Below are 26,417 nucleotides of genomic sequence, written 5' to 3' on the forward strand. Positions count from 1 at the left end.
GCGGGACCGGCCGAGGATGTCTTCCCTCATATCAGCAACTCCTTCCACAACGAGAGTTCAGCTCGATGATGACAGCGAGGATGTGCCGAGACTACCAAGATTTGATCAAATTTCCACCCCTTCTGTGACGGGATGGCGGTGTTCATCCCTTCCTGCAAAGAACCATTTCTGGAAACTGACACTTCAGCTGCTAGGTTCGCGGAATGAGACCCGGGCGAGAACCCGCTACCGACATTATTTGATCAAATCTATGATTCGCGATTGATCTGGCGAACAACCCAGGTAGGCCTTCCGAACTTGCACGAACAACCGAGTTGAAGGCCGCAGCCGATCCCCAGAAACACTCCTGGACGGGAGAGTCGACAATGGAGGTTCTCGCTGAAAGTCGTCCAGTAGTGCAAGTGCAGCTCTGGACCTGCTCGGTTCCAAGCTCATGCCAGAGATGCTTGCGAGCTTGTCGAAGTCCACAGACATTCCGTCCTCATCTCGCTGCGCCTCTACCTCTGAACTGGGGAAACGCCGAGATGAGAGGGTTCACCGACACGAATACGGAAACCGATACTGACTCGTAGAACCTACACCCGCGAAGCGAAACCGCACGATAACTTGACGCGACCCCTTGTCACTCATGGTTTGTGCGAAGTCGGTGCTGCTAATTGTCAATTACGCACCATCAGCCTCGAAACCCAAGGTGAGCGCGTTTTCTGGACCGGGACGGTGCCGGAGACCGGCCGATCGCGTCCATAACTTTGCAGAACCAGGGGCAGGTCTGACAAATATTGTTCGTAGCGACAACGGCATTCAGCATCGGTAGACGACCCCGAGTCTGCTGTGTCGCTCGCTCGATCCGCGCCTCCGTGATGTGACGTCACCCGCGGTCGGTCCGCGCAACATTTATGTGCTTGGTGCGGAACCACATCCAGCTCCCCACGCCGGCCACCGCGACGACAAGGCCAACGATCGCCAATGCCGACGGCCCCCATTCCACGACATGCTCGGACACGGAAGCGCCGGCGTGGGGCCCGGTCGCGAACGTCCACTGACAGCGGGATGCGACGATCCCCACCCACTGCTTGTCGGCGCTCGCTGAGGTCGCTACCACTGCCTCGGAGCCGGTCATGTGCGATGTCAGTCGAGTCATGCACACCTCGGTCGGTGCGGTGATGAAGAAGGCGGCGACATACAAGATCAGGCCGACGGCGACACCTGCCAGCGCGAACACCCGGACGATATCGGTGTCGAGACGTGTCTCGGAAAGTCACAGGGATCCCCTCAGCAGCGACGTTGCGGGTAGGGGTCCACCTACCGCCCCAGAGGCGGAGCGACCAGTTCTCCGAAAGGCACCTTTCCGAGACTAGGGTCATCGTCGCTCGTGCACCCCGAGGTAGACGTTTGTCCGTGTCCAGCCCGTCTCGGAGCGCTCGATCGCGTCCACGACCTTGCAGGACCAGCCGGATGTCTGTGGGAATGTTGAATATTCGTGAGCGAAAGTTCCCGACAGCCGATACCGCCACTGCTCAAGGTTGGGGAACAGTGCGGTTATGAATGACTGTCGTGACGAGATTCGGACCTGCGTTGACCACGACGAGGTTGACCACGACGAGTATGGAGAGGACGGCGTCGAGACTCCGTCCAGGGGCCGTATTCCACAACGCCTCGCGACACCGAACGCACCGACAATGCTGAGCAGCCACCCTGCTGTCTGAGCGCGCTTGACCCGACGCGTCGGACGCACCGGATACATGCCCCACAGATAAGGAAACCGAGAGCCGAAATTCAGTCGAGCGGCTGCCACGGCTGCCCATTTATGGAGCAGACAACCGAGGACTGTGGCCAGCACACCTACCAGCACAATCGCCTCCTTCCCTCGCTCGCGTCCTGGTCCCAGCCTACGGTCCGACTGTCCTTCACCGGCGCGGGGAGCCGACAAGGACATCGACAGGGAATCGGAATGACGATCTTCGATCGTTCACGATGTCGTCCGCGCCGGTCGGCCGTCACATTGTCAAACCCACCGTCCTGGTGGTGGTGTCGGTCGGAGCCAGGGAACTACGGGCGTGAAACAAACGGTGAGCAGGTAGGTGGCGGCACCGGCGCATCAGGTGACAGTCACCGCTGTTGATGAGGTCCGTGGCGTCCGCATCACCGGAGGCAACCCGCGCTCATCGTCGGCCCGGGCTCCAACAAGTCGCCGGTCTACGTGCCGAAATGCACGTAGACCGCGGGGAACTGCGTGCCCTCGGCACCGTCGGGGGAGCGCAGGGTGCGGCGCAGCATGCCGTCGGTGTTCTTCGGGATGCGCCTGCTGCCGCGCGCGGTGTGGCGGCGTCTGCCGCGCTGACCGTCGGCGTGCAGTTCTCGTCGCCACGCGGCGTGTCGCCACGACAACTGCACGTTCGAGAGGCGGTCAGCTGCGGCGGGATTCGAGCAGCCGCAACCAGATCTCGCTGATGGTGGGGTAGGACGGCACCGCATGCCACAGGGCGTCCAGCGGCACCTTCCCGACCAGGGCGACGGTGGCGGCGTGGACGAGTTCGGCGACCTCCTGACCGACGAAGGTCGCGCCGACGAGGGTGTCGGTGGCGCGGTCGACGACGAGCGCGGCGTGGCCGGCGTAGTCGTCGCGGGCGAGCGAGGCCCCGGCAACGTCGATGTCGGCCTCGAGGACCTCGACGTCGAGTCCGTCGGCGCGGGCCTGCTCGGCGGTGCGGCCGACCGCGGCGATCTCCGGGACGGTGAAGATCACCTGCGGGACCTGGCCGTGGTCGGCGCTCGCCCGGAATCGTGACCCGTCGGTGGGGCGGTTCTCGGCGCGGGCGGCGATGACGTCCCCGCACACCCGCGCCTGGTATTTGCCCATGTGGGTCAGTGCGGCGCGACCGGCGATGTCCCCGACCGCATACAGCCACTGGCCGTCGACCCCGTCGACGGTGAGATCGTCGGCGACGGTCACCTTCCCGTCGGTCAGGCCGACAGTGTCGAGACCGAGCCCGTCCACGGCGGGGCAGCGGCCGGCGGCGACGACGATCTCGTCGACCTCGACAGTGCTGCCGTCGGACAACTCCACGGTGGCGGGACCGCCGTGGATGCGGCCGACGCCGGTGTCCTTGACGTCGGGGCGCTGCACCGAGCGGATCTCGGTGCCGTAGCGCACATTCAGGCCCTTGTGGGCCATGCGGGTGGCGACGCGTTCGGCGGCGAACGGCTCCACGCGCGGCAGCAACCGGTCGCCGCGCACCGCGAGGGTGAGTTCCTCGACGCCGAGTTGCCGCAGCCAGGTGGCGGTTTCGCAGGCGACGACACCGCCGCCGACCACCAGCACCCGGCGGGGGACCTCGAGCAGGTTCGTCGCATCGCGGGAGGTCCACGGCAGCGCGTCGCGCAGCCCGGGCAGGTCCGGGATCGAGGGCAGCGTGCCGGTGGCCAGGACGACGGCGTGCCGGGCCTGCAGGCGCCGCTCGCCGTCGGCACCGGAGACGGTGATGGTGCGTTCGCCGTCGAGGCGGCCGCGGCCGCGCACGACGCCGATACCCGCGCCCTCGGCCCAGTCCACCTGGGAACTGTCGTCGCGGTTGTGGGTGAAGCTGTCGCGGCGGGCGAGTACGGCCGGTACCTCGACGCCGTGGGCGCTGATCTTGTCGGCGACGCCGGGCATGTTGCGGGCGGTGGTGAGCACCTGGGTCGGGCGCAGCAGGGCTTTGCTGGGCATGCAGGCCCAGTAGGAACATTCGCCGCCGACGAGTTCGTGTTCGACGAGCACCGCGGTGCGGTCGCTGCCGGCGATGGCGTACTGGGCGGCGTTCTCCCCGGCCGGGCCCGCGCCGAGGACGATCACGTCATAACTGTCGGATTCCGCTGTCGGACCGCTCATCCGTCCACGATAGGCGCGGCCGAACCGTCGGCGGGCCGGATCGGGGGCGACGGTCCGGTTCGCGAAGTCCGCCCGTTCGTGCAGGTCAGCGGCGGCTCAGCGCAGATGCGGGGAGTCGGCGTCGAAGATCAACCCCATCGGGGCGAGCACCCGCACCACCTGTTCGGCGGTCCACTCGTCGAGATCGCACAGCAGCACCGACCGCCACGGGGTGACGATCACCGGACGTTCGACGGCGGCGAGGAACTCCGCCAGTCGTGCGGGAAGGATCCCGCCGGGCAGCCCGCCGGCGAGGGTGACGGCCCCGTCGGGCTGGTCGAGCCACCCGATCGGTGGCCGCGGCTGCTCCGGTACCGGTTCCGGATCCCCGGTGGGGTCGGTCGGTGGGGTGAGCAGCGCCTCGGCGGCGTCCTGCGGGTCTACGCGCACCCCGGTGTCGGCGCCGTCGCGGATCACCGCGAAGCGGCCGTCGGGGCGGGCGAGGACCGCGACGGTGGGGGCGAGGGCGACGATGTCGCCGGTGCCGTCGTCGAGCCCGAGGACGGTGCCGGCCGCCACCGGCCGGTCGTCCAGGCGCGCGATCACCGTGGCGGTGAGTTCGCGCAGGTCGTGGTGTCCGCCGATGCGGCCGCTGAGCGGGGAGACGAGAAGCCGTGCGCGGGTGGGCACGTCGACGGTGAGACCGGCGGCGGTGACGGCCGCGCTGATCGCGGCGTGGTCGCCGCGCACCCGCAGCTGGGCATGGGCGGTCAGGTGCAGTTCGCCGCCGCCGTGGGTGTGGGCGAGCTCGGCGAGCACCTGCACCTGCGCGGAGGTCAGGTGCCCGGCGGGCAGGTGCACGTCGACAGCGGTATCGGCCATGACCGCCAGCGTAGAACGCGGCGCCGGGGGGACGAGCGGTGCCGTGAGACCGGGCGGTTTGTAGGGTGGTGGCCATGCCCGAGTCGACGACCCCCACCTTCGCGGACCTCGCCGCCGCCAAGTTCGTGCTGCTGACCACATACCGCAAGGACGGCAGCGCGGTGGACACCCCGGTGTGGGCGGCGCCCGACGGGAACCGGCTGCTGGTGTGGACGGTCGCCGACGCCTACAAGGTGCGGCGACTGCGCCGCGATCCGCGGGTGTCCCTGGCGATCTGCGACGCGCGCGGCAACCCGAAGTCGGCGGCGGTGCCCGGCACCGGGGAGGTGCTCGAAGCCGACGGCTCGGCGCACGCCCGGTCGGTGATCGCCCGCAAGTACGGGCTGCTCGGCCGGATCATCGTCGGCGCGAGCGTGGTGCGTCGTGGCCGCACCGGCACCGTCGGGTTGGCGTGTGCGCTCGATCCCGCCGACGACACGGCAGGCCGGTAGACGTCGTGGCGCGCTCTCACACCTACCGGTCCCAGGCGATCGCGGTGGCGCTCGCGAGCAACCCGCTGATCTCCGGTTCGAGTCGCTGGAAGTGGTTGCGCCGCGCCGGTGTCGACGCCGCACCGCCGAGCCTGATCCACACCGGCGTGGTGGTGCAGGGCCTCGGCCGGCTCACCCTCGGCGCGGGCTCGTTCGTCAACCACGGCTGCTATTTCGACACGGTCGCCGACATAACCCTCGGGCAGCGGGTGTTCCTCGGCGACCACGTGCGGGTGCTCACCAGCAGCCACCGCATGGGCACCGCCGAACAGCGCGCGTCGACGCTGACGGGGGAGCCGGTGACCATCGGCGACGGCGCGTGGATCGGCTCCGGTGCGGTGATCATGCCGGGCGTGAGCATCGGCGCCGGTGTGGTGATCGGCGCGAACTCGCTGGTGACGAAGGACTGTGCCCCACACACGCTGCATCTGGGCAGCCCCGCCCGGCACGTCCGCGACCTGGACTGACCCCGCACCAGCAGCCCCGCCCGGGTCGTCCGATCCCGTAGGGTCCGTGGTGATCTCGGCCTCACCTGCGGGGCCGAGCCGATCGAACCCAGTTCAGGAGAGCGCATGTCCGTGCACGAGTACACCGTGGCCACCGCCGACGGCGGCAGCGAGGATCTCGCCCGCTTCGCCGGCCGGCATCTGCTGATCGTCAACGTCGCCAGCAAGTGCGGCTTGACCCCGCAGTACGAGGCCCTCGAGGCGCTGCACCGCGAGCTGGGCGAGCGCGGCCTGCAGATCCTCGCGTTCCCGTGCAACCAGTTCGGTGGTCAGGAACCGGGTAGTGACAGCGAGATCCAGGAGTTCTGCCGCGTGAACTTCGACGTCACCTTCCCGGTGTTCGCGAAGGTCGATGTCAACGGCGACGATGCGCACCCGCTCTACCGGCACCTGCGCGCCGAGGCTCCCGGTGATTTCGGGCCGCAGCACGGCTTCCTGTTCGAGCACGTGAGCAAGACCCGCCCCGAGGCGATCGGCACCGACGAGGTGAAGTGGAACTTCACCAAGTTCCTCGTCGACCCGCAGGGCGCGGTGGTGCGCCGCTTCGAGCCGACGGTCACCCCCGAGGAGATCGGCAAGGAACTCACCGACCTGCTCTGAGCCCCTACCGGTCCGATCGATGGACGTCACCGACCGGACCGGAGGTCAGTGGGCGGCGCTGACCGAGGACATGTGGAAGTCGGGGATGCGCACCGGCGGCATCGCGGTGCGGGTGAACCAGTCCTTCCACTCCCGCGGCAGGGTGCGTTCGGTGGCGCCGATCTCGGTGGCGCGGCCGAGCAGATCGACCGGGGATTCGTTGAACCGGAAGTTGTTCACCGCCGCCCGCACCTGCCCGTCCTCGACGAGATACACCCCGTCGCGGGTCAGGCCGGTCAGCAACAGCACCGCCGGATCGACCTCCCGCAGGTACCACACGGTGGTCAGCAGCAGACCGCGTTCGGTGCGGGCGATCATGTCGTCCACATCGGCAGTGCTGCCACCGGTGAGCAGCAGATTCTCACCCGGCGCCGTGGGGGTGGCCCCGAATTCGGCGGCTGCGGCCCGCGGATACGCCAGCGCGTGCAGGGCGCCGTCGCGGAGCCAGTCGACCCGCGAGGCGCTCATCCCGGTGTCGAACACCGAGACGCTGTCGGTGGAGGCGGTGGCGACCACGAACGGCGCATAACCGAGCCCCGGGGCGGCCGGATCGGACGTCAACGTCACCGGCAGCGCGGCGATCTGCTCGCCGAGGCGGGTTCCGCCGGGCCCCGCCCACACCGACCGGCCCTCCTCGGCGCCGCGCCCGTCCAGGGACCACAGCAGCGGGATCATCAGGTCCGCGACCACCGAGGGTGGCAGCAGCGTCTCGTACCGTCCGGCGGGCAGGTCGACGCGGGTACCGGCCCAGTCCAGCCGCCGCGCCAGTTCGGCACGCAGCGGATCCATCGCGATGTCGGTGAAGTCGACGGTGCCGGCGCCGACCCAGGCGCTCGCCCCGGTCAGGCCGCCGCGTTTGCCGTTGATCTCGAGCGACCCGTCGCGTTGCACCCAGCGGCGCCGCACCCCCGTGGAGGTGCCCAGCCACATCGTCGTGGATTGGTGGTGGGCGAATCCGTAGAGGGCGTCGGTGTCGTCGAAGCCGGCGGCGAGCCCGTCGAGGAGCGGGGCGAAGACCTCGACGTCGGTGCCGACGGCCTCGTCGCCCCACTGCGGGTCGGTGTCGTCGCCGTCGATCAACGGCATCGCATCCGGGGCCGCCGGGGCCTGCTGCGCGGCCGCCCACGCCGCGGCAACCACCGCGCCGATGTCGTCGGCGTCGACGATCGGGGCGCTGACCACCCCACAGTGTGCGCCGTCGGGGGTGCGGCGGATCGCGAGGATCGTGGCGCCGCGGGCACGGGCGGAGCCGTTGGTGGTCATCGAACTGCCGGCCCACCGCAGCGACGCCTCGGCACTGTCGGTGACCATCACGATGGTCTCGTCGGCAGGGGAGGTCGCCAGGGCGGTTTCGACGAGTCGGTCTCCGGGGATCATCGGCCACCTTCCTGCACCGTGTTGAGCACGTTCACGCCGCGCACCAGCACCGACGGGCAGCCGTGCGAGACGGACGCGACCTGCCCGGGTTGCGCCTTGCCGCAGTTCATCGCGCCGCCGAGCTGCCAGGTCGACGCGCCGCCGACCGCCTCGAGGGCACCCCAGAACTCGGTGGTCGACGCCTGATAGGCCACATCGCGGACCTGCCCGGCGAGCCGGCCGCCGCGGATCCGGTAGAACCGCTGACCGGTGAACTGGAAATTGTGCCGCTGCATGTCGATCGACCAACTGCGATCGCCGACGATGTACAGCCCGTCGTCGACCCCGGCGATCAGATCGGCGGTGCTGCGATCGACGCTCGGATCGGGTCGCAGCGACACGTTCGCCATCCGCTGGATCGGCACGTGATGCGCCGAATCGGCGTAGGCGCAGCCGTTCGAGCGGGCCACCCCGAGCCTCGGGGCGAACGCCCGGTCGAGTTGGTAGCCGACGAGCACCCCGTCCTTCACGAGATCCCAGGACTGGGCGGCGACCCCGTCGTCGTCGTAGCCGACGGTGGCCATGCCGTGCGGTTCGGTGCGGTCGGCGGTGACATGCATGACGTCGCTGCCGTAGCGCAGGCTGCCGAGCAGGTCGGGGGTGGCGAAGGAGGTGCCGGCGTAGGCGGCCTCGTAGCCGATGGCGCGGTCGTATTCGGTGGCGTGCCCGACCGATTCGTGGATCGTCAGCCACAGATTCGTCGGGTCGATCACCAGATCGGTGCGGCCCGGGATCACCGACGGGGCCTGCGCCTTCTCCGCGAGCTGCTCGGGCAGTTCGGCGAGCTCACGGCTCCAGTCCCACCACCGGTCCGAGGCCACATACTCCCAGCCGCGGCCGGCCGGCGGGGCCAGGGTGCGCATCGACTCGAAGGTGCCGGCCTCACGGTCGACGCGGGTCGCGTCGAGGTCGGAGTGGATCCGCACCCGCTGCTGGGTGATCGTCGACCCGGCGAGATCGGCGTAGAAGGTCTGTTCCTTGACCAGCGTCAGATTCGCGGCGACGTGGTCGACGCCGTCGGCGTCCTGCAGTCGCCGCGAACGGTCCTCGAGCACCGCGATGCGCTCGGCGGCGGAGACGGTGAACGGGTCGATCTCGTACGGCGAGACCCACACCGCGTCCCGGTGGACCGCTTCGTCGGCCCACTGCACCGGATCCCGGTTCAACGCGCGCAGGGTGCGGGCGACCGCGACGGCGCGGGCCGCGGCGTCGGCGGCGCCGTCCGGGCCGGGCACCGGATGCGACGCGAATCCCCAGGTGCCGTCGAGCAGCACCCGCACCGCCACCCCGCAGTCGCTGTCGTCCACCGCCGCCTGCAGGGCGCCGTCGCGCAGGGTGCTCGTCCCGGTCCGGATCCGATGCACCCGCACATCGGCGTGACTCGCGCCCGCCGCCCGCGCGACCGTCAGGCCCGCGTCGGCGGCCGCGTGCAACGGCAGGGCCAGGAAATCGTCGTCCACCGCATTCACCCGCCCACGGTAACGCCGGGATGTGCGGCATCGGGGTTGCCGCACCGAGCCCCGCGGGGTGGTTCAGCCGAACTGTTCGATGCCGAGCCGGATCACCATGGCGATCACCACGACCAGCAACACCACCCGCACGAACCCGGCGCCGCGGGCGAGCGCCATCCGGGAGCCGAGCACCGAGCCGGCGACATTGCACACCGCCAGCGCCGCCCCGAGCGCCCACCACACGTGCCCGCCGACGGCGAACAGGACCAGCGCCCCGAGATTCGAGCCGAAGTTGAGCACCTTCGCCATCGCCGCCGAGGTGACGAACTCGCTGCCGAGCATCGCCGCGAACACGATGATGAAGAAGGTGCCGGTGCCGGGCCCGAGGATCCCGTCGTAGAAGCCGATCACCGCCGCGGCCGTGACCACGACGGTGGCCAGCCGCAGCGTGGACGGGCGGCGGGTGTTGCCGGTGCCGAGTTTCGGGCGGGCGGTGACGAACACCGCCACCGCGACGAGCACGACCATCACGATCGGGATGAACACCTCCCGGTCGATGAGCGAGACCGCCGCCGCCCCCGCCGCCGCGGCCAGCGCGGCAACCAGGGCGGCGGGGCCGAGCAGCGACCAGCGCAGCGGGATGCGCCGCGCGAAGGTCAGCACCGCCGCGCCGGTCCCGCAGATCGCGGTGAGCTTGTTCGTCGCCAGCGCCGCCTGTGGCGTCAATTGCGGGGCGACGAGGAACAGGGCGGGCAGCAGGATCAGCCCGCCGCCGCCGACCACCGCGTCCACCCAGCCGGCGGCTGTCGCGGCGGTCATCAGCAACGCCCAGTCACCTGCAGTCATGGCGGCCATTCGATCACGCGCCGCATCCGCGGGTCGGGTGCGGGAGCAAAACCGGTGGCCCGTTCGTTGACCGGACAGAAACCGCCGACGGAAGGAAGTCCCGCCGTGTACCCGTTGTTGTTCGTGCTCTACGTCGTGGCGGAGATCGCGGTGCTGGCCTGGCTCGGCTCCACCCTCGGAGCCCTGGCCACCGTGTTGATCTTCCTCGGTGTCAGCGCCGCCGGTTATCTCGTGCTCGCCGCCCTGGGTCGCCGCGCGCTGCGCAACCTCGGTGAGCTGCGCGGTGGCCGGGCGCCGCACGCGAATTCCCCGGAGCGGGTGCTCACCGACGGCGCGCTCGTCGGCGCCGGCGCGGCCCTGGTGCTGATTCCCGGCATCGTCAGCACCGTGCTCGGGGTGCTGCTGTTGCTGCCGTCCCGCGCCGCGCTGCGTCCGGCGGTGCGCACGCTGGTCGCGCGGCGGGCCCGCGTCACCGGGTTCTCCGCGCAGCGGCTGGTGGTGATCGACGGGCAGGTCGTCGATCACAGTGTCGTCGGTGGTGCCCCGCACCTGACCGGTGGTGCGGCCGTGACCGAGCAGGTCGACGACCGTGGCACCGTGCTCGAAGGGGAGATCGTGGAGACCCCGCGCCGCCGCGAGGAGCGGTAACGGGCAGACTGGGCACTCGTGAGCCCTGCACCGCACACCCAGCTTCTCGTCGGCGGCCGCATCTACAGCGCCAGCGCCCCCGATGCCACCGCGATGGCCGTCACCGACGGCACGGTCGTGTGGGTCGGGCAGGACCGGCCCGGCCGCGCCCTGCACCCGGACGCCGAGATCGTCGACCTGCACGGCGCGTTCGTCGCCCCCGGTTTCGTCGACACCCACGTGCACACCACCAGCCACGGCCTGGCGTTGACCGGGCTGGATCTGACCGACGCCGTCGACCGCGACGACGCATTGCGCCGGGTCCGCGCGCACGCCGATGCGCACGACGACGCGGTGATCTGGGGGCACGGCTGGGACGAGACCCGCTGGCCCGACCCGACGCCACCGACCACCGCCGACCTCGATGCCGCCGCCCCGGCCCGGCTCGTCTATCTCGGCCGGATCGATGCGCATTCGGCGGCGGCGTCGAGCGCGTTGCGGGCCGTCGCCGAACCCCTCGACGAGCTGGCCGGCTTCGATCCGCAGCAGCCGCTGACCGCCGCGGCGCATCATGCGGTGCGCGGCGCCGCCCGCCGCGGGCTGACCGCCGCGCAGCGTGCCCGCGCCCGCCTGGCGGCCCTCGACGATTTCGCCGCGCACGGTTACGTCGCGGTGCACGAATGCGCCGGCCCCGACATCTCCGGGCTCGACGACTTCACCGAACTGCTCGGCACCGACCATCCGGTGCAGGTGCGCGGCTACTGGGGTCAGGCGGTGCGCACCGGCGAGGAAGCCGCGGAGCTGCTCGCCGAGACCGGCGCCGATGCCCTGGGCGGGGATCTGTTCGTCGACGGGTCGATCGGTTCGCACACCGCCGCGCTGGCCCGCCCGTACGACGATCTGCCGGACTGCTGCGGCACCCGCTATCTGACCGAGGACGAGCTGACCGCGCACGTGCGCGCGTGCACCTCGGCGGGCATTCAGGCCGGTTTCCACGTCATCGGTGACGCGGCGACCACCGCCGCGGTCGCGGCCTTCGAGGCGGTCGCCGCGGAGGTCGGGGGACCGGTGCTCGCCGCGCGCGGGCATCGGCTCGAGCACGTCGAGTCGTTGACGGTCGCGCAGGCGGAGGTGTTGTCGCGGTACGGGGTGATCGCGAGCATGCAGCCGAGCTTCGACGCCTTGTGGGGCGGGGCGGACGGGATGTACGCGCAGCGGCTCGGCGCCGACCGCGCCGCGGCGTTGAACGCGTTCGCGCCGCTGGCAGCGACCGGGCTGGCGTTGGCGTTCGGCTCGGATGCGCCGGTGACGGCGCCGCGGCCGTGGCCGATGCTGCGGGCGGCGGTGCACCACCGCACCGAGGGCAGCGGGATCTCGCCGCGGGCGGCGTTCGCCGCTGCGACCCGCGGGGCGTGGCGCGCTGGTGGGGTGCGTGACGGTCTGGCCGGCACCCTCGATCCGGGGGCGCCGGCGTCGTATGCGATCTGGGAGGTCGGGGAGTTGGTGGTCAGCGCTCCGAAGGATTCGGTGCAGCGGTGGTCGACGGATCCGCGGTCGCGGGTGGCGCCGCTGCCGGATCTCGCCCCGGGCACCGCCGATCCGGTGCTGGTGCGCAGTGTGCACCGCGGCCGGGTCGTGTACGCGCGGTGACCGGCCGGCCCTTCGCGACGGTCACCGTGCGGGCGGTGCGTGTCGTCGCGCTGCGCGCGCTGCTGGCCGTCGTCGCGGGAGTGTTGCTGTTCGCGTCGTTCCCGCCGCGGCCGCTGTGGTTCCTCGCCCCCGTCGGGATCGCGCTCCTGGTCGGTGTATCGACTGCAGTACCGATGCGGCGACGCGCCGGGTTCGGCTACGGCTATCTCGCCGGCCTCGGTTTCCTGGTGCCGCTGCTGCCCTGGATCGGCGTCTATGTCGGTCCGTTGCCGTGGTTGGCGCTCGCCGCCGCCGAGGCGGTCTTCGTCGGCCTGTTCGGGGCGCTGGTGGTGCACCTGCGGTCGTTGCCGGTCGCGCCGTTGTGGATCGCGGCGGCGTGGAGCCTGACCGAATGGTTGCGCTCGAGCGTGCCGTTCGGTGGGTTCCCGTGGGGTCGGCTGGCGTTCGGCCAGCCCGACGGTGGGTTCGTCTCCCTCGCCGTCGTCGGCGGCGCCCCGCTGGTGTCGTTCGCCGTGGCCGCGACCGGCGCCGGGCTCGCCGCCCTCGCCCTGACCGCCTCCCGCCGTCCCCGCCCCGTGCGGGCCTGGACGGTGCCGGTCGCGGTGACGCTGCTCGGTCCGCTGCTCGCCGCGGCGGCGTGGCCGCTGGTGCGCACCGCCACCGACGAGTCGTCGACGGTGACGGTCGCGGCGATCCAGGGCAGTGTGCCGCGCCTGGGCCTGGACTTCAACGCCCAACGCAAGGCGGTGCTCGACAATCATGTCGCCCGCACCCTCGTCCTCGCCGAGGACGTCGCCGCCGGACGGGCCCCGGCCCCGGATGTGGTGATCTGGCCGGAGAACGCCTCCGATATCGACCCGCTGCGCAACGCCGATGCCGCACGCGACATCTCCGCCGCGTCCGCCGCGATCGACGCGCCGATCCTCGTCGGGGCGGTGCTCGTCAACGACGACCGGACCACCACCAATTCGGTGATCGTGTGGGACGCGCAGACCGGTCCGGGGGAGCGGCACGACAAGAAGATCATCCAGCCGTTCGGCGAGTACCTGCCGTGGCGGTCGTTCTTCCGGTTGTTCTCCGAGTACGCCGACCGCGCCGGCCATTTCGTGCCCGGCGACGGCGACGGCATGGTCACCGCCGGCGGCATCGACATCGGGGTGGCGACCTGCTACGAGGTGGCCTTCGACCGGGCGTTCCGCGACTCGATCGACGCCGGCGCCCAGTTGCTGGCGGTGCCGACGAACAACGCCACCTTCGGCGACACCGAGATGACCTATCAGCAGCTGGCGATGTCGCGAGTGCGGGCCGTCGAGCACGGCCGGGCCGTGATCGTCGCGGCGACCAGCGGGGTCAGCGCGATCGTCGATCCGGCCGGTCGGGTGCAGCAGAGCACACCGTTGTTCGTGCCCGATGCCCTGGTGGCGCAGGTGCCCGTGCGCGCAGACGTTACGCTGGCTAGTCGGCTCGGAGTGGCGCCGGAGCTTGTGCTCTGCGCCGCGGCCGTGGCCGCCGCCGGTTTCGTCCTGGTGCGAGGACGGCGGGAGAAGGCCGGTGCGGCAGCTCGCACCAGCACCGGCGCAGCAGGAGCACCGGCCGGTGGCCGGTTCGACAAGGAGGACCTCTGATGGCAGCGGCGACGCCGGCCGGGAACGACAGCGCACCCAGCGCCCGCACCCTGGTGATCATTCCGACCTACAACGAGCGGGAGAACCTCGGTCGGATCATCACGCGGCTGCACGCTGCGCTGCCGCACACCCATGTCCTCGTCGTCGACGACGGCAGTCCCGACGGCACCGGTGACCTCGCCGACGACCTCGCCGCCGCCGACGAGCGCATCGCGGTGCTGCACCGCACCGAGAAGAACGGTCTCGGTGCCGCCTACATCGCCGGTTTCCGGTGGGGGCTCGAGCACGGCTACACGGTGCTCGTGGAGATGGACGCCGACGGCAGCCACGCCCCCGAGCAGTTGCACCTGCTGCTGGAGAAGGTCGACGCCGGCGCTGATCTGGTGCTCGGCTCCCGTTACGTGCCCGGCGGCACGGTGGTGAACTGGCCGTGGCACCGCGAGGTGCTCTCCCGCGGCGGCAACATCTACTCGCGTCTCGCGCTGGGGGTGTCGATCCAGGACATCACCGGCGGCTACCGTGCCTACCGCCGTGAGGTGCTCGAGAAGCTCGACCTCGACGCGATCGCCTCGCACGGCTACTGCTTCCAGGTCGATCTGGCGTGGCGCACCCTGCAGGCCGGATTCACCGTCGCCGAGGTGCCCATCACGTTCACCGAACGGGAAATCGGCGAGTCGAAGATGAACGGCAACATCGTGCAGGAGGCCCTCGTGCGGGTCACCGTGTGGGGGCTGCGCAGTCGTCTCGCGCGGTTGCGGGCACTGCTGGGTCGCTGACTCGGCCCGCGCGGCCGGGATACCAGGCGCTGTGCGGCCGAGGCGCTAGGCGCTGTGCGGCCGAGGCGCTAGGCGCTGCGCGGCCACGGCCAGCGGGCGTCGAGTTCCTCCCCGAGCCCCAGTCCCGCGCACAGCCGGCGGATGGCGCTGCAGTCCTGCACCACCGGCCGGCCCTCGGTCACGGCGATGGTGTCGGCGACCAACTCGTCGCCGCCGGGGATGTTCTCGCGCGCGATGATCGCCGCCCAGGTGGAGGTGTCGGCGCCGGTGAACGCCGCGACCGCGGTACCAAGCGCGTCGAGCAGCCGCACCCGATCGGTGTCGTCGAGTTCGGTGAGCACCGCAGTGAGCAGCCCACCCGCGAGGGAGGCGTGGCACAGCTCGTCGCGGCGGTGCACCGCCACCGTCGCGCGGTTGACCGGTTGCAGCTCCGGGTCGGTGGTGAGCAACGCCAGATAGGCGCTGATCGAAGTCTCTGCAACGGTGGTGAACGCCAGCTGCACCAGCGCCGCGTCCCGCGGGGTCTCGGCGTGCGCGACCGCGGCGCGATGCTCGCGCACGGTCGGGCACGGCGGCAGCACCGACTCCTTCAGCGCCCAGCCGCGGCGGCGGCGGGTGAGCACGTTGGCCTGCTGGTGCATGAGGGTGTGGTACTGCTCGTCGACCATCGCCTGGAGCACCCCGGTGACCACCGTGTCGGACGGGCCGATACCGAAGGCGTCCTCGGTGATCAACGCGAAGCCGGGGTTGACGACGTGCTGTTCGATGTCGACGACGCTCTTGTTGTAGGCGATCCACGCCCAGGCCCGCAGCCGCGCCTGTTGTTGTTCGTCGAGCGCGAGATAACGCGGATGCTCGGCGAAGGGCAGCATCTGCTCGGGATAGTCGGCGCGGTCCGCCTCGAACAGCGCGTCGAGGTCGACCTCGGGTTTCTTGACGGCGGCGCGGCGCGGCCACGAGCGGGTCAGCCCGGCGATCACCGCGCTCTCCGCCGGATCGGACGGGTCGTACTGCGGGAGTTCCGGCGCGCGCAGCTGCGGGCCGGGGATGTCGGATTCGTTCATGTCCGGCTCCTTTCCTCGCTCGGACCGCCGACCGCGCCCGGATCGCGGGGCAGTGCCGCGAACAGCTGCCCGCACAGCTGCGTGGCGGCGGGTTGCCCGTCGCCGAGCGCGGCGCGGGCCCGGTCGAGCAGCGCCGCGAAGTCGGGCAGGGCGTCGGTGGCGGCGTCGAGATCGGCGACCGCGCCGGCGAGGGCGCGGCGGGCGGTGGCGGCGTACGGGTTGGTGAGCTGGATGTCGTGGTAGACCTCGGCGGTGCCACCGGAAACGCGGGCGAGCAGCGCGCGCAGCACGGTGTGCGGGGGCGCGGCGACCCGCGCGGCGGCATCCGGCACGTCGAGCCGGTCGAGGGCGATACCGAACGCGAGGATCGCGGCGTGGGTGAGCACCTGCACGGCGGCGGTGATCCGGTCGTGTTCGTCGGCGGTGGTCTCGACCACGGTGGCACCCCAGTCGCGCAGCGCCGCGACGAACTCGGTCACGACCGGTGCGTCGTGGTGACGCACCGCCACCACGGGCCGGCCGGGCAATCCGAGATCGGGGGCGAACATCGGGTTGATGCCGAGCGTGGGGGCGCCGGGCCGGTAGGTGTGCAGCGCCGCGGCGATCGGGGTCTTCACCGACAGGGTCTCCACCAGCAGGGTGTGCGGGGGCAGCAGCCGCGCGAGCACCGGCAGGGCGGCACCGGCGACGACGTCGGGGACGGCGAGGACCACGATGTCGGCGCCGTCGAGTGCCGCGGCGAGGCGGGTGTCGGGGGCGGTCAGATCGGCGCGCAGCATCCCGGGTGCAGCCGGGGCGGCGGCCGGGTCGACGACGAGCACCTGACGGCCGGCCTCGCGCAACGCCGCGGTGAGCAAGGCGCCGACGGCGCCGCATCCGCCGGCGACGATCACCCGGCCGGGCGTGGTCACGGCCCGGCCCGCCCCGGCAGCACCGGTGGCCCGTCGACGAGATCGTCCGGGTCCGCGGAGCCGACCGCCCCGGCTCCGTTGGTCGGGGTGGTGTCGCGGGCCGCGGCGAGGCAGCGGCGCATCACCACGGATTTGACGAGGGTCTCGTCGAGTTCGTCGTCCGGATCGGACAGCGCCACGATCGCCCCCCCGATCCCGAAGGTGACCTCGTGGGCGGTGGCGACGAGGGTGCGGATGACCACCGACAGGTCGGCGGCGCCGGTCGGCGACAGATATCCGATGGCCCCGGAGTACACCCCGCGGGGGCCGTCCTCGAGCTTGTCGATGATCTCCATGGTGCGCAGCTTCGGGGCACCGGTCATCGATCCGCCGGGGAAGGCGGCGCGCACACAGTCCACCGCCGAGACGTCCGGACGCAGCGTGCCGCGCACCGTGGACACCAGCTGATGCACCGCCGCATAGGTTTCCACTGCGAACAGTGCCGGCACGTGCACCGAGCCGGGCACGCACACCCGCGACAGGTCGTTGCGCACCAGATCGACGATCATCAGGTTCTCGGAGCGGTCCTTTTTGCTGGCCCACAGTTCGTCCCGCAACGCGGCGTCCTCGCCGGGGGTCCGGCCACGTGGGCGGGTGCCCTTGATCGGTTTCGATTCGACGGTGCCGTCGGCGTCGATCCGCAGGAACCGTTCCGGGGAGGCGCTGAGCACCGCGACCTCGGGGAAGTCGAGCAGCGCACTGTAGGGGGTGGGGCTGATGCGGCGCAACGCCCGATAGGTGCTCAGCGGGTCGATGCCGCCGTCGACGGTGACGGTGTTCGTCAGACACACCTCGTAGGTCTCGCCGCTGCGGATCTCGTTCTGGCACTGGGCGATCAGATCGAGATAGCGCTGCGGGGAGTGCCGCAGCCGCAGTTGCGGGCCACCGTCCGCGCCGATCAGCGGCACCGGGATCTGCTCGTCGGTCACCGGTTCGGGCAGCGCCGACAGGATCGCGGCGGTCGCGTCGAACCAGGCGAGGGTCTCGGGATCGTCGGTGTCCTCGGTCAGGGCGAGCAGGTAGCAGCAGCGGTCGTCGTGGTCGACGATCACCGCCCGGTCGGCGAAGACCAGCGCGGCGTCGGCGTAGGGGGAGGTGTGCACGAGTTGCGCGCCGGCGTCGGCCTTGAGTTCGTAGCCGAGATACCCGACGTAGCCGAGCGCGAACCCGAACGGCAGGTCGTCGCGGGCGGCGGCGCGGCGCTCCGCGAGGCGGGCGGTGAGATGGTCGAAGACGGGGCGGCGGTGTTCCTCGACGGTGCCGTCGGCGCGGTGTTCGCGCACGATGCCCTCCCCGACCCGGTAGGTCAGGTAGTCGGCGCGGGGTCCGGCGCCGTTGCCGAGGACGGTGAACCGCGACTGCGGCTCCAGCGCGGCGCTGCCGTCGAGCCAGAAGCCGTGCGGGCCGGCGGCGAAGAGCGCCTCGTACACCGCGGACGGGTCGGGGTGCAGCGGCAGCCGGCGGCTGGCCAGCAGATAGCGCGGAGCCGGTTCGGGTACCGGTTCCGGATCGACGGGGGCGGTGACGGTGATCGGGCTGCGCGGCGGGGTGGCGTCGCGGAAGTTGGCGAGCAGTTGCGCGCCGTGGGCGGTGCCGATCGATTCGGGATGGAACTGCACCCCCCACAGCGGCCGGTGCCGGTGCGCGACGGCCATGAGCAACCCGTCCGGGGTGTGGGCGGTGGCGACGAGCTCGTCGGGGACGGGGTCGGCGATCAGCGAGTGGTAGCGCACCGCCTCGAAGGGCGACGGCAGCCCGGCGAACAGGCCGGTGCCGTCGTGCAGGATCGGGCTGGTGCGGCCGTGCACCGGTTCGGGGGCGGTGATCACGGCGCTGCCGAACAGCTGGCACAGCCCTTGATGGCCCAGGCACACCCCGAGCAGCGGCACTTCGGCGTCGGTGAGGGCGCGGGCGCTGATCCCGAAGTCCCTGGCCCGGTCGGGTCGGCCCGGGCCGGGGGAGATGACGATGTTGTCGAACGGTTCGGCGACGAGCTCGTCCCAGCTGCGATCGTTGGTGAGCACCCGCGGCGGGATGCCGTTGACGCGGGTGATCAGGTCGTAGAGGTTGTAGGTGAACGAGTCGTAGTTGTCGATCAACACCGTGCGGATCGGTCGGGGCGCGGACACGACGGGCCTCAGTTCGTGCCGTCGCCGCGGCGACCGGAGCCGACCCGGTCCGCGGGGGCGCCGCCGGAGACGATGCGGTCCTCGACCCGGCATGCCTCGTCGATGAGCAGGGTGTACAGCGAGCGCACGAAGTCGCCGGACAGGCCGTGCCTGTGCGCGTAGTCCTGGGCGCGGCGGTGCACGACCTCCATGCGGCCGGGTTGCAGCACGTCGAGGCCGTGGCGTTGCTTGAGTTCGGCGACGCGTCCGCACACCTCGAGGCGGGCGCGGATCCCGTCGAGCAGGGTCCGGTCGATGTCGTCGAGTTCGGCACGCAGGTCGGCCAAATCGGCGGCGGCCTGTGTCGGCGGCGCGTCCGCCGCAGTGTGGTGACGGTCGGTCACGGACATTCACCCCCTTGCAAGCGACCCGCCGGAGCACCGGCGCGAAGGTCGTGGATCGGGCGTGCCGATCATGATCGATCGGCGTGCGATCATGATTGCACGCACCGTCCGGCCGATATCGACGATTGATCGATTCGTGGCGGGGCCGCAATCGAATTCGCGGAACCACCGTCCCGTCGGGCTGCGCTTGCGGGGTCCGTAACGACGTGTGCCGCCCCGGACGATCGTCCGGGGCGGCACACGTACGTGTTCGGCGGCGCGGGTGTCAGGCGCCGCGGCGCTTGGCCTTGAGCAGGTCCAGGCGCTCTTTGAGCAGGTCCTCGAGTTCCTCGACGGAGCGACGCTCGAGCAGCATGTCCCAGTGGGTGCGCGGCGGCTTGACCTTCTTCGGCTCCGGTGCGGCGCCCTCGACCAGGGTGCCCTCGAGGCCGTTCTTGCAGATCCAGGTGCCGGGGATCTCCGCGTCGTCCGCGAACGGCACGTCGTATTCCTCGCCGTTGTCGCAGCGGTAGCGCGCGATTCGCCGCGGCGCCAGATCGTGGTCGCGGTCGGTTTCGTAGCTCACCGCCCCGAGTCGGCTGCCTCGCAGTACACGATCTGCCATGGTGGTGTCCTTCCTTGTGTGCTCCGCCCGGGTGACGATGCCGTGCGGCATCGACACCGGGCTCGACGTCCACTGTGCTCAACGTCTGCGGAGCCGATTCCGTTCCCGCGGCCCACCGAGGAGCCGAGGGACCAGTCTACCGACCCGCCGCACCGCCGCGCGCACGGTGCCTGCACCGGCCCGTGCGTCCGGGGTTCCCGCCGCCCCGCCGGGGGTGCAGGTGGGCAGTACAGTGACGCTCGTGACCGGACGTGACACCCGAGCGAGCACGTGCCTGTGGTGCGGGCGCCCGGTACCGGAGATCGGCACCGGGCGGCGACGCCGCTACTGCCGCCAGTCGTGTCGGCAACGCGCCTACGAGCAGCGCAGCAGCGCCCGCCGCGCCGGACTGCCCGAGGATTCGGTGGTGCTCACCGCCGGCGAGGTCGAGGCACTCGCCGACCGCGCGTTCCGGGCGCGCTGCGCCGCCGAGGACGTCGCCACCGCGGTCGCCGAGGGCGCCGCGGCCGACGAGCTGACCGCCCTGTGCGCGGAGCTGCTCGATCTGGCCCGCGACGCCGAACGGCTGCGTTGACCGCCCCGATCGGGGAGCGCGGGCTCAGGCGAAGAAGCCACCCATGGTGTAGATCACCTGGCAGAACGCACCGTTGGCGTACTGCAGCGAGCCGAACAGGGCGCCGAGCACCGCGCCGGGACCGCTGTCGATCACTGTGGACTGCAATCCGCCGCCGTTGTTGTCGAGGGTGGCGACCCCGGCCCGGATGTTCTCCATGTTGATCCACACGAATTTCAGGTCCGAGGCGGTCACCGGCGCACCGGCGGTGGGTTCGGCGATCACCTCGATCGACCCGAACGGCACCTGACCGTGCGGGCCGGGATGCACCCACGCGGTGGTCATCGCGAACGGCACGAAACCGCCGCCGCAGCCCGGACCGACGGTCGGTGCGGGTGACGAGAACGGCTGCGGGATGTTCTTCGGTGGCGGCGCGAACGGATCCGCCGAGCCGGAGTCGGCGACGAGCCGCTCGAGCGCGGCGAGGGTCTCGGGGGAGTCGGCGACCTCCGCGCGCAGCTGATCGAGCGGCACCCCCGGCGGGGCGGTGTCGGCGGCGGCCTGGGCGGGGGCCGCGAGCAGGGCTGCGGCGAGCAGGGCGGTGACGAGCGGGGCGGATCGGCGACGCAACATCTCGGGCTCCTTCGAATCGGGTCGAGCGGGCGGGACGAGACGATCCGGTCGCGATCCGATCACGCACGGGTCGCGGCACGGGGGCACGATGGTGACGGCCGCTTCGAGAATAAGGAGAGCTGTCCGGTTTCGGGGCGTTTCCGGCGAGCCCGATCCTGCTTCGACGCCGACCTCATTCGTCACTCCGGTCACGAACAGGGCATTCCTCCCGGCCGTCGGGAAAACGTTATCGAAACGCGACTGATCCCCTGCACGGGAACGATTTCCGAGGTCACTCGCGGTTCCGTACCGGTCCTGTCGCGGCACGGGCACGGCCTCCGGGGCGCATCGGCGGGTAGTGGTGCGGTCGTCGCCGCAATCCGGTCGTACCGGTCGCACAGGTGGTCTAGCTTGTTGTGTGGTCCCGGTCACACGGGATCACACGATCGAACGGGGGTCCGATCGCGGCGCCGCACGCCCAGCGGCACCGGGGTCGGCCCCTGCACGCGATGTCGGGGGACACACGCCGATCACGGCCAACAACATCGCTTTCGGAGGGGACATGTCGCTGCGACACCGTCGTCCGCAGATACCGGTCGGCGCTTTCCCGCTGTCGTCCGCGCAACGGGCCATCTGGTTCGCGCAGCAGCTCGCACCCGAGGTACCCGTGTGCATCGCGCAGTATGTGGATCTGCGCGGCGCCCCGGACCTGGATCTGCTGCGTCGCTGCGGATATCGCGCCGGTGCCGAGTTCCGGTCCGCCTATCTGCGGGTCGTCGACGTCGACGGTGAACCCGTCCAGTACGTCGACCCCACCGTCGAGGACCGCAACGGGATCCCGCTGCTCGACTTCCGCGGCGAACCCGACCCGATGGCCGCGGCGCACGAGTGGATGACCGCCGACTACGCCACCCCGGTGGACCTGGCGAACGACCTGCTGGTGAACATGACGATCCTGCAGGTCGCCGACGACCGGTTCCTCTGGTACGCCCGCATCCACCACGTCGCCCTCGACGGATTCGCGGCGATGACCATGGTCAACCGCATCGCCGCCCTCTACACCGCGGAGATCGACGGCCGCGAGCCGGAACCGTCGAAAGCCGCCGACCTGCGCGCCCTGTACGACTGGGACCGCGAGTACCGCACCTCCGAGCGCTACCGCACCGACCGCGACTACTGGATCGAGCGGGTCGCCGGACTCGAGGACGGCTCGACTCTGGCGCAACGCGACGCCCCCACCGCGGCGGTGTCGCTGCTGTCGAGCCACATCCTCCCCGACGACCTCGTCGACGCGCTGACCGCGGTCGACGACGAACCGGGACTGTCGTCGACGGCGGCGGTCATCGCGGCGTTCGCGTGCTATCTGGCGCGGATGACCGGCCGCGACGACGTGATGATCAACCTGCCGGTCTTCGCCCGCACCACCGCCATGGCCCGCCGCTCCGGCGGCATGCTCGTCAACACCGCGCCGCTGCACATCTTTCTCGAACCGGACGACACCCGCACCGACCTGGTGCGGCGGGTGCAGCTCGAACTCACCGGGGCGCTGCGCCACCAGCGATTCAGCCTCGAGGACATCCGCCGCGAGACCGGCGCCGCCGGCGACCCGTACCGCTATGCCGGGCCGATGGTCAACGTCATGCTGTTCCGGCAGGAGATCGTGCTCGGCGACATCCGCGGCGAGTTCCACATCATGACCTCCGGTCCCGTCGAGGACCTGCTGGTCAACATCTATCAGAGCGGCGACCCGGCCCGGACCTTCCTCGACTTCCGCGGCAACCCGCACCGCTACGACGAGGACGAACTCCGTGCCCACCACGACCGGTTCGTCGAACTGCTCGACGATTTCCTGCGCAGCGCCCCCGACCGCGCGGTCGCCGTGATCCATCCGGCCAGCGTGACCCTGGGCGAGCAGCGCCGCCGCGCCGCCGCCGACGCCGGTTTCTGGCGGCAGCAGCTCGCCGACGCCGCCGAACGCCTCGAACTGCCCCGCCCCGTCACCGCCCCCGCCGACGACACCCCCGCCGACGTCGAGGACCGCCTGGCGGTCACGGCCGCGGCGCTCGCCGCGCGTTTCGCCACCACCGAGGGCGACGCCCCGGACACCACCGTCGCCGCCGTACTGCACGCCGCCACGGCGGCTCTCATCGCCCGGCTCACCGGTCACGACGACGTCCTCGTCGGCGTGGCCCGCGACGGGCGGGTGCTGCCGCTGCGCGTCGAGCTGGACCCGGCCGAGCCCTTCGCCGAGCTGGTGCGGCGCGTGCGCACCCTCGGCGCCGATCTCGCCGCCCACGCCGAGGTCGACCCGGCCGTGCTCGCCGGCCTCGCCCCCGCCTGCCCGGTGGTGCTCACCCTCGACGACCCGACCTCCGCCCCCGCGGACGCGGTGCTACGCGTGACGATCGACACCACCGGCACCGCCCTGCAGGTCCGCACCGGCTACCGGCCCGACCGGGTGGACGCGCACACCGCCACCACCACCGGCCGGCGACTCGGCCGCGCCCTGACCGCGGTGCTCACCGACCCGCACCTGCCCATCGGGGATCTGCCGTTCGTCGGCAGCGACGAGGTCGCCGGTCTGGTCCCGGCGCACGGCGACCCGGCCCGCTCCGCGCAGACCCTGCCGGAGATCCTGTGCGCGGTCGCCGCGGTGGTGCCGGACACCGAGGCGGTGGTGTGCGAGGACCGGCGCATGACCTACGGCGAACTCGACGCCTGGTCCAACCGGCTCGCCCGCGTCCTCATCGACGCCGGCGCCGGACCGGAGACCTTCGTCGCGGTCGGCATCACCCGCTCCGTCGAATCGGTGGCGGTGATCTGGGCGATCGCCAAGTCCGGGGCCGCCTTCGTGCCCGTCGACCCGAAGTATCCGGCCGACCGCATCGAGTACATGCTCACCGACTCCGGGGCGATCCTGGGCCTGACCACCGCCGCGCACCGCGACGAGCTGCCCGACACGGTGCCCTGGCTCGTCCTCGATCCGGATCTCGACGCGCGGATCGCGCAGGCGAGCGATGAGCCGGTCACCGACGACGACCGGCCGGCCACCCTGCTGTTCGACCATCCCGCCTACCTGATCTACACCTCCGGCTCCACCGGCCGCCCCAAGGGTGTGGTGGTGCCGCACCGCGGCCTGGCGAACCTGTCGGCGACCCTGCACACCCGCCTGGCCCCACCCCCGGCGGCCCGGGTCTCGCACTTCTCCTCGCCGAGCTTCGACGCGTCGATCTTCGAGTACATGACCGCCTTCGCCATCGGCGCGACCCTCGTGGTGGTGCCCGCCCACATCTACGGCGGCGACGAACTGGCGGCGCTGCTGCGCCGCGAACAGGTCACCCACCTGTTCTCCACCCCGGCCGCGCTGGCGTCGGTGGACCCGACCGGCGTCGAATGCGAGGCGGTCACCGTCGCGGGCGAGGCGTGCCCACCGGAACTGGTGGCGCGCTGGGCACCCGGCCGCCGGATGTACAACGCGTACGGGCCCACCGAGACCACCATCGTCTGCAATATCACCGACATGCTGGTGCCGGGGGAGACCGTCACCATCGGCCACCCGGTGTGCGGTATCGACGAGCTGATCCTCGACGGCCGGTTGCACCCGGTGCCGGTCGGGATCGCCGGGGAGCTGTACATCGCCGGGCCGGGCGTCACCCGCGGCTATCACGACCGGCCGGGCCTGACCGCCACCCGTTTCGTCGCCGACCCCTTCGGCCCTCCCGGCTCGCGCATGTACCGCACCGGTGACGTCACCCGCTGGCGCATCCGCGACCCGCACCGTCCCGCCCGCTCGGTGACCGTCGAATATCTCGGCCGCTCCGACTTCCAGGTCAAGATCCGCGGGTTCCGCATCGAACTCGGCGAGATCGACGCCGCCCTCAGCGACCGCCCCGACGTCGCCTTCGCCGTCACCCTGGGCCGCGCCGCGCCCTCCGGGGAACAGATGCTCGTGTCCTATGTGCTGCCCGATGCCGGCTGCACCCTCGACCCGGAGCAGCTGTCCGCGGCGCTCGCGGCGCGGTTGCCCGCCCACATGGTGCCCGCCGCGATCATGGTGCTCGACGAGATCCCGCTGACCGCCGTCGGCAAACTCGACCGCACGGCACTGCCCGAACCGGTCTTCGCCGGCGCCGGTGGGGCGGCGGCGATGTCGCCCACCGAGACCGCGTTGGCCGCGATCTTCGCCGACCAGCTCGGCGTCGCCGAGGTCGGCGCCGACGACAGCTTCTTCGAGCTCGGCGGCAACTCGCTGGTCGCCACCCGGGTGATCTCCCGCATCAACGACGCCTTCGGCACCGATCTGGGGGTGCGGTCGCTGTTCGAGGCCCCCACCGTGCGGGCGCTGGCGGCGAACCTGCCCGCCGGTGACGACGTCGACCGGCCCGCCCCGGCGCCGGTGCTGCCGCGCCCGGACCGCATCCCGGTCTCCGCCGCCCAGCAACGCCTGTGGTTCGTCGACCAGCTCGACCCGTCCTCGGCCGCCTACAACATCCCGATCGCGCTGCGGCTGCGCGGCGCCCTCGACCACGCGGCGCTGGTCGCGGCGACCCGCGATGTGCTCGACCGGCACGAGGCGCTGCGCACCGTCTACCCGGCCACCCCGGCCGGGCCGATCCAGCAGGTGCTGCCCGTCGACGCGCTCGCCCTGGATCTGACCCCCACGGTCACGGACGATCTCGACGCGGACGTCGCGGCGGTGGTCGCGGCCGGTTTCGACGTCACCGTCGACCCGCCGCTGCGGATGCGGCTGTTCCGCGTCGCCGGCGACGAGCACGTGCTCGCCGTGGTGGTGCACCACATCGCCGCCGACGGCGCGTCGCTGGCGCCGCTGTCCCGGGATCTGGTCACCGCCTACGCCGCCCGCGCCGCGGGCACCGCCCCGGACTGGGCGCCGCTGCCGCTGCAGTACGCCGACTACACCCTGTGGTTCGCGGATCTGCTCGGCGACGTCGACGACCCGACCTCCCGCGCCGCCCGGCAACTCGAGTACTGGCGCGAGATCCTCACCGGCGCCCCCGACCTGCTGGCGCTGCCCACCGACCGACCGCGCCCACCGCAGCAGTCCTTCCGCGGCGCGAGCGTCGACGTCGAGATCGCCCCGGAGCTGTACGGGCGGATCCAGCAGCTCGCCCACGCCCACACCGCCACCGAGTTCATGGTCGTGCACGCCGCCCTGGCGGTGCTGCTGGCCCGCCTGTCCGGCGGCGACGACATCGTCGTCGGCACCCCCGTCGCCGGGCGCAGCCACCGCCACCTCGACGACCTGGTCGGCATGTTCGTGGCTCTTCGCACTTGGTAGGGGCGGGTGTCGATCGACCCCGTTG

Annotated in this window: 22 protein-coding genes; 9 read left to right on the forward strand and 13 right to left on the reverse strand. The window is 71.4% G+C overall.

Annotated elements, in window-relative coordinates:
- Window positions 1–868 precede the first annotated feature (868 nt).
- From QR64_RS17450 to QR64_RS17465, 4 genes are all read right to left on the reverse strand, one after another.
- Window positions 869–1,222 (reverse strand): hypothetical protein, encoded by a 354-nt coding sequence (locus QR64_RS17450; RefSeq protein ID WP_033098281.1) that lies wholly within the window; start codon window positions 1,220–1,222, stop codon window positions 869–871.
- Window positions 1,223–2,196: 974 nt separating this feature from the next.
- Window positions 2,197–2,394: a hypothetical protein gene (locus QR64_RS17455; RefSeq protein WP_033098282.1), complete on the reverse strand. Its 198-nt coding sequence runs from the start codon at window positions 2,392–2,394 to the stop codon at window positions 2,197–2,199.
- Between the two features lie 13 nt (window positions 2,395–2,407).
- Complete coding sequence (locus tag QR64_RS17460) at window positions 2,408–3,871, reverse strand: dihydrolipoyl dehydrogenase family protein (protein ID WP_039586444.1); 1,464 nt, start codon at window positions 3,869–3,871, stop codon at window positions 2,408–2,410.
- Window positions 3,872–3,967: 96 nt separating this feature from the next.
- The gene (locus QR64_RS17465; protein WP_039586446.1) at window positions 3,968–4,732 is read right to left on the reverse strand and encodes a precorrin-3B synthase; all 765 of its coding nucleotides are present in this window, start codon (window positions 4,730–4,732) and stop codon (window positions 3,968–3,970) included.
- A gap of 74 nt (window positions 4,733–4,806) precedes the next feature.
- Between QR64_RS17465 and QR64_RS17470 the strand changes: the two genes are divergently transcribed.
- The 3 genes from QR64_RS17470 to QR64_RS17480 all read left to right on the forward strand — a co-directional run bounded on the left by QR64_RS17470 (window position 4,807) and on the right by QR64_RS17480 (window position 6,368).
- On the forward strand, window positions 4,807–5,223 hold the full coding sequence (locus QR64_RS17470) for a PPOX class F420-dependent oxidoreductase (protein WP_039586457.1): 417 nt from the start codon (window positions 4,807–4,809) through the stop codon (window positions 5,221–5,223).
- Between the two features lie 5 nt (window positions 5,224–5,228).
- On the forward strand, window positions 5,229–5,729 hold the full coding sequence (locus QR64_RS28720) for an acyltransferase (RefSeq protein ID WP_006550018.1): 501 nt from the start codon (window positions 5,229–5,231) through the stop codon (window positions 5,727–5,729).
- A 105-nt stretch (window positions 5,730–5,834) separates the two neighbouring features.
- Window positions 5,835–6,368, forward strand: coding sequence for a glutathione peroxidase (locus QR64_RS17480; protein WP_006550017.1), 534 nt, complete (start codon window positions 5,835–5,837; stop codon window positions 6,366–6,368).
- A 45-nt stretch (window positions 6,369–6,413) separates the two neighbouring features.
- Here QR64_RS17480 and QR64_RS17485 read toward each other — a convergent pair whose 3' ends face one another.
- The 3 genes from QR64_RS17485 to QR64_RS17495 form a co-directional block, all read right to left on the reverse strand.
- Window positions 6,414–7,784, reverse strand: a complete 1,371-nt coding sequence (locus QR64_RS17485; RefSeq protein WP_006550016.1) for a metallopeptidase TldD-related protein — start codon at window positions 7,782–7,784, stop codon at window positions 6,414–6,416.
- Window positions 7,781–9,292, reverse strand: coding sequence for a TldD/PmbA family protein (locus QR64_RS17490; RefSeq protein ID WP_039586449.1), 1,512 nt, complete (start codon window positions 9,290–9,292; stop codon window positions 7,781–7,783). Before QR64_RS17490 ends, QR64_RS17485 begins: the two co-directional genes overlap by 4 nt.
- Before the next feature lie 63 nt (window positions 9,293–9,355).
- Complete coding sequence (locus QR64_RS17495) at window positions 9,356–10,120, reverse strand: TSUP family transporter (RefSeq protein WP_039586459.1); 765 nt, start codon at window positions 10,118–10,120, stop codon at window positions 9,356–9,358.
- 105 nt (window positions 10,121–10,225) lie between these two features.
- Here QR64_RS17495 and QR64_RS17500 point away from each other — a divergent pair, with 105 nt between their 5' ends.
- From QR64_RS17500 to QR64_RS17515, 4 genes are read left to right on the forward strand one after another with little or no spacing between them, the layout of a single operon-like run.
- Window positions 10,226–10,768, forward strand: a complete 543-nt coding sequence (locus QR64_RS17500; protein ID WP_039586451.1) for an FxsA family protein — start codon at window positions 10,226–10,228, stop codon at window positions 10,766–10,768.
- 18 nt (window positions 10,769–10,786) lie between these two features.
- Entirely contained in the window at window positions 10,787–12,397 is a 1,611-nt protein-coding gene (locus QR64_RS17505; protein ID WP_039586453.1) for an amidohydrolase, read from the forward strand.
- Window positions 12,394–14,022: an apolipoprotein N-acyltransferase gene (gene lnt, locus QR64_RS17510; protein WP_200886518.1), complete on the forward strand. Its 1,629-nt coding sequence runs from the start codon at window positions 12,394–12,396 to the stop codon at window positions 14,020–14,022. Before QR64_RS17505 ends, lnt begins: the two co-directional genes overlap by 4 nt.
- Window positions 14,022–14,798, forward strand: a complete 777-nt coding sequence (locus QR64_RS17515) for a polyprenol monophosphomannose synthase (RefSeq protein ID WP_006554797.1) — start codon at window positions 14,022–14,024, stop codon at window positions 14,796–14,798. The genes lnt and QR64_RS17515 overlap by 1 nt, the downstream gene beginning before the upstream one ends.
- A 68-nt stretch (window positions 14,799–14,866) precedes the next feature.
- Here the strand turns inward: QR64_RS17515 and QR64_RS17520 are convergent, their stop codons facing one another.
- The 5 genes from QR64_RS17520 to QR64_RS17540 form a co-directional block, all read right to left on the reverse strand.
- The gene (locus QR64_RS17520; RefSeq protein ID WP_006554798.1) at window positions 14,867–15,862 is read right to left on the reverse strand and encodes an AurF N-oxygenase family protein; all 996 of its coding nucleotides are present in this window, start codon (window positions 15,860–15,862) and stop codon (window positions 14,867–14,869) included.
- On the reverse strand, window positions 15,859–16,773 hold the full coding sequence (locus QR64_RS17525; protein WP_033098292.1) for a prephenate dehydrogenase: 915 nt from the start codon (window positions 16,771–16,773) through the stop codon (window positions 15,859–15,861). The genes QR64_RS17520 and QR64_RS17525 overlap by 4 nt, the downstream gene beginning before the upstream one ends.
- Window positions 16,770–18,941 carry an aminodeoxychorismate synthase component I gene (gene pabB / locus QR64_RS17530; protein WP_039586455.1) on the reverse strand — a complete coding sequence of 724 codons (2,172 nt, stop codon included), beginning with the start codon at window positions 18,939–18,941 and terminating at the stop codon, window positions 16,770–16,772. The genes QR64_RS17525 and pabB overlap by 4 nt, the downstream gene beginning before the upstream one ends.
- Before the next feature lie 8 nt (window positions 18,942–18,949).
- Complete coding sequence (locus tag QR64_RS17535) at window positions 18,950–19,330, reverse strand: chorismate mutase (protein WP_006554801.1); 381 nt, start codon at window positions 19,328–19,330, stop codon at window positions 18,950–18,952.
- A gap of 259 nt (window positions 19,331–19,589) precedes the next feature.
- Complete coding sequence (locus QR64_RS17540) at window positions 19,590–19,928, reverse strand: RNA polymerase-binding protein RbpA (RefSeq protein WP_006554802.1); 339 nt, start codon at window positions 19,926–19,928, stop codon at window positions 19,590–19,592.
- Between the two features lie 232 nt (window positions 19,929–20,160).
- Between QR64_RS17540 and QR64_RS17545 the strand changes: the two genes are divergently transcribed.
- Window positions 20,161–20,502 carry a hypothetical protein gene (locus QR64_RS17545; protein ID WP_006554803.1) on the forward strand — a complete coding sequence of 114 codons (342 nt, stop codon included), beginning with the start codon at window positions 20,161–20,163 and terminating at the stop codon, window positions 20,500–20,502.
- A gap of 24 nt (window positions 20,503–20,526) precedes the next feature.
- Here QR64_RS17545 and QR64_RS17550 read toward each other — a convergent pair whose 3' ends face one another.
- Entirely contained in the window at window positions 20,527–21,114 is a 588-nt protein-coding gene (locus QR64_RS17550; RefSeq protein ID WP_039586463.1) for a hypothetical protein, read from the reverse strand.
- Window positions 21,115–21,655: 541 nt separating this feature from the next.
- Between QR64_RS17550 and QR64_RS17555 the strand changes: the two genes are divergently transcribed.
- Window positions 21,656–26,392: a non-ribosomal peptide synthetase gene (locus QR64_RS17555; RefSeq protein WP_039586465.1), complete on the forward strand. Its 4,737-nt coding sequence runs from the start codon at window positions 21,656–21,658 to the stop codon at window positions 26,390–26,392.
- The last annotated feature ends 25 nt before the right edge of the window (window positions 26,393–26,417 follow it).

The sequence above is a fragment of the Rhodococcus sp. Chr-9 genome, from assembly GCF_000801125.1.
Lineage (GTDB): Bacteria > Actinomycetota > Actinomycetes > Mycobacteriales > Mycobacteriaceae > Rhodococcus > Rhodococcus pyridinivorans.

What these genes read in the sequence shown, in the direction of transcription:
- QR64_RS17540 (WP_006554802.1), bottom strand. Translation starts at nt 19,928, where the DNA reads ATGGCAGATCGTGTACTGCGAGGCAGCCGACTCGGGGCGGTGAGCTAC.
- QR64_RS17555 (WP_039586465.1), top strand. Translation starts at nt 21,656, where the DNA reads ATGTCGCTGCGACACCGTCGTCCGCAGATACCGGTCGGCGCTTTCCCG.
- QR64_RS17550 (WP_039586463.1), bottom strand. Translation starts at nt 21,114, where the DNA reads ATGTTGCGTCGCCGATCCGCCCCGCTCGTCACCGCCCTGCTCGCCGCA.
- QR64_RS17470 (WP_039586457.1), top strand. Translation starts at nt 4,807, where the DNA reads ATGCCCGAGTCGACGACCCCCACCTTCGCGGACCTCGCCGCCGCCAAG.
- QR64_RS17520 (WP_006554798.1), bottom strand. Translation starts at nt 15,862, where the DNA reads ATGAACGAATCCGACATCCCCGGCCCGCAGCTGCGCGCGCCGGAACTC.
- QR64_RS17535 (WP_006554801.1), bottom strand. Translation starts at nt 19,330, where the DNA reads ATGTCCGTGACCGACCGTCACCACACTGCGGCGGACGCGCCGCCGACA.
- QR64_RS17460 (WP_039586444.1), bottom strand. Translation starts at nt 3,871, where the DNA reads ATGAGCGGTCCGACAGCGGAATCCGACAGTTATGACGTGATCGTCCTC.
- QR64_RS17495 (WP_039586459.1), bottom strand. Translation starts at nt 10,120, where the DNA reads ATGACTGCAGGTGACTGGGCGTTGCTGATGACCGCCGCGACAGCCGCC.
- QR64_RS17465 (WP_039586446.1), bottom strand. Translation starts at nt 4,732, where the DNA reads ATGGCCGATACCGCTGTCGACGTGCACCTGCCCGCCGGGCACCTGACC.
- QR64_RS17485 (WP_006550016.1), bottom strand. Translation starts at nt 7,784, where the DNA reads ATGATCCCCGGAGACCGACTCGTCGAAACCGCCCTGGCGACCTCCCCT.
- QR64_RS17515 (WP_006554797.1), top strand. Translation starts at nt 14,022, where the DNA reads ATGGCAGCGGCGACGCCGGCCGGGAACGACAGCGCACCCAGCGCCCGC.
- QR64_RS17480 (WP_006550017.1), top strand. Translation starts at nt 5,835, where the DNA reads ATGTCCGTGCACGAGTACACCGTGGCCACCGCCGACGGCGGCAGCGAG.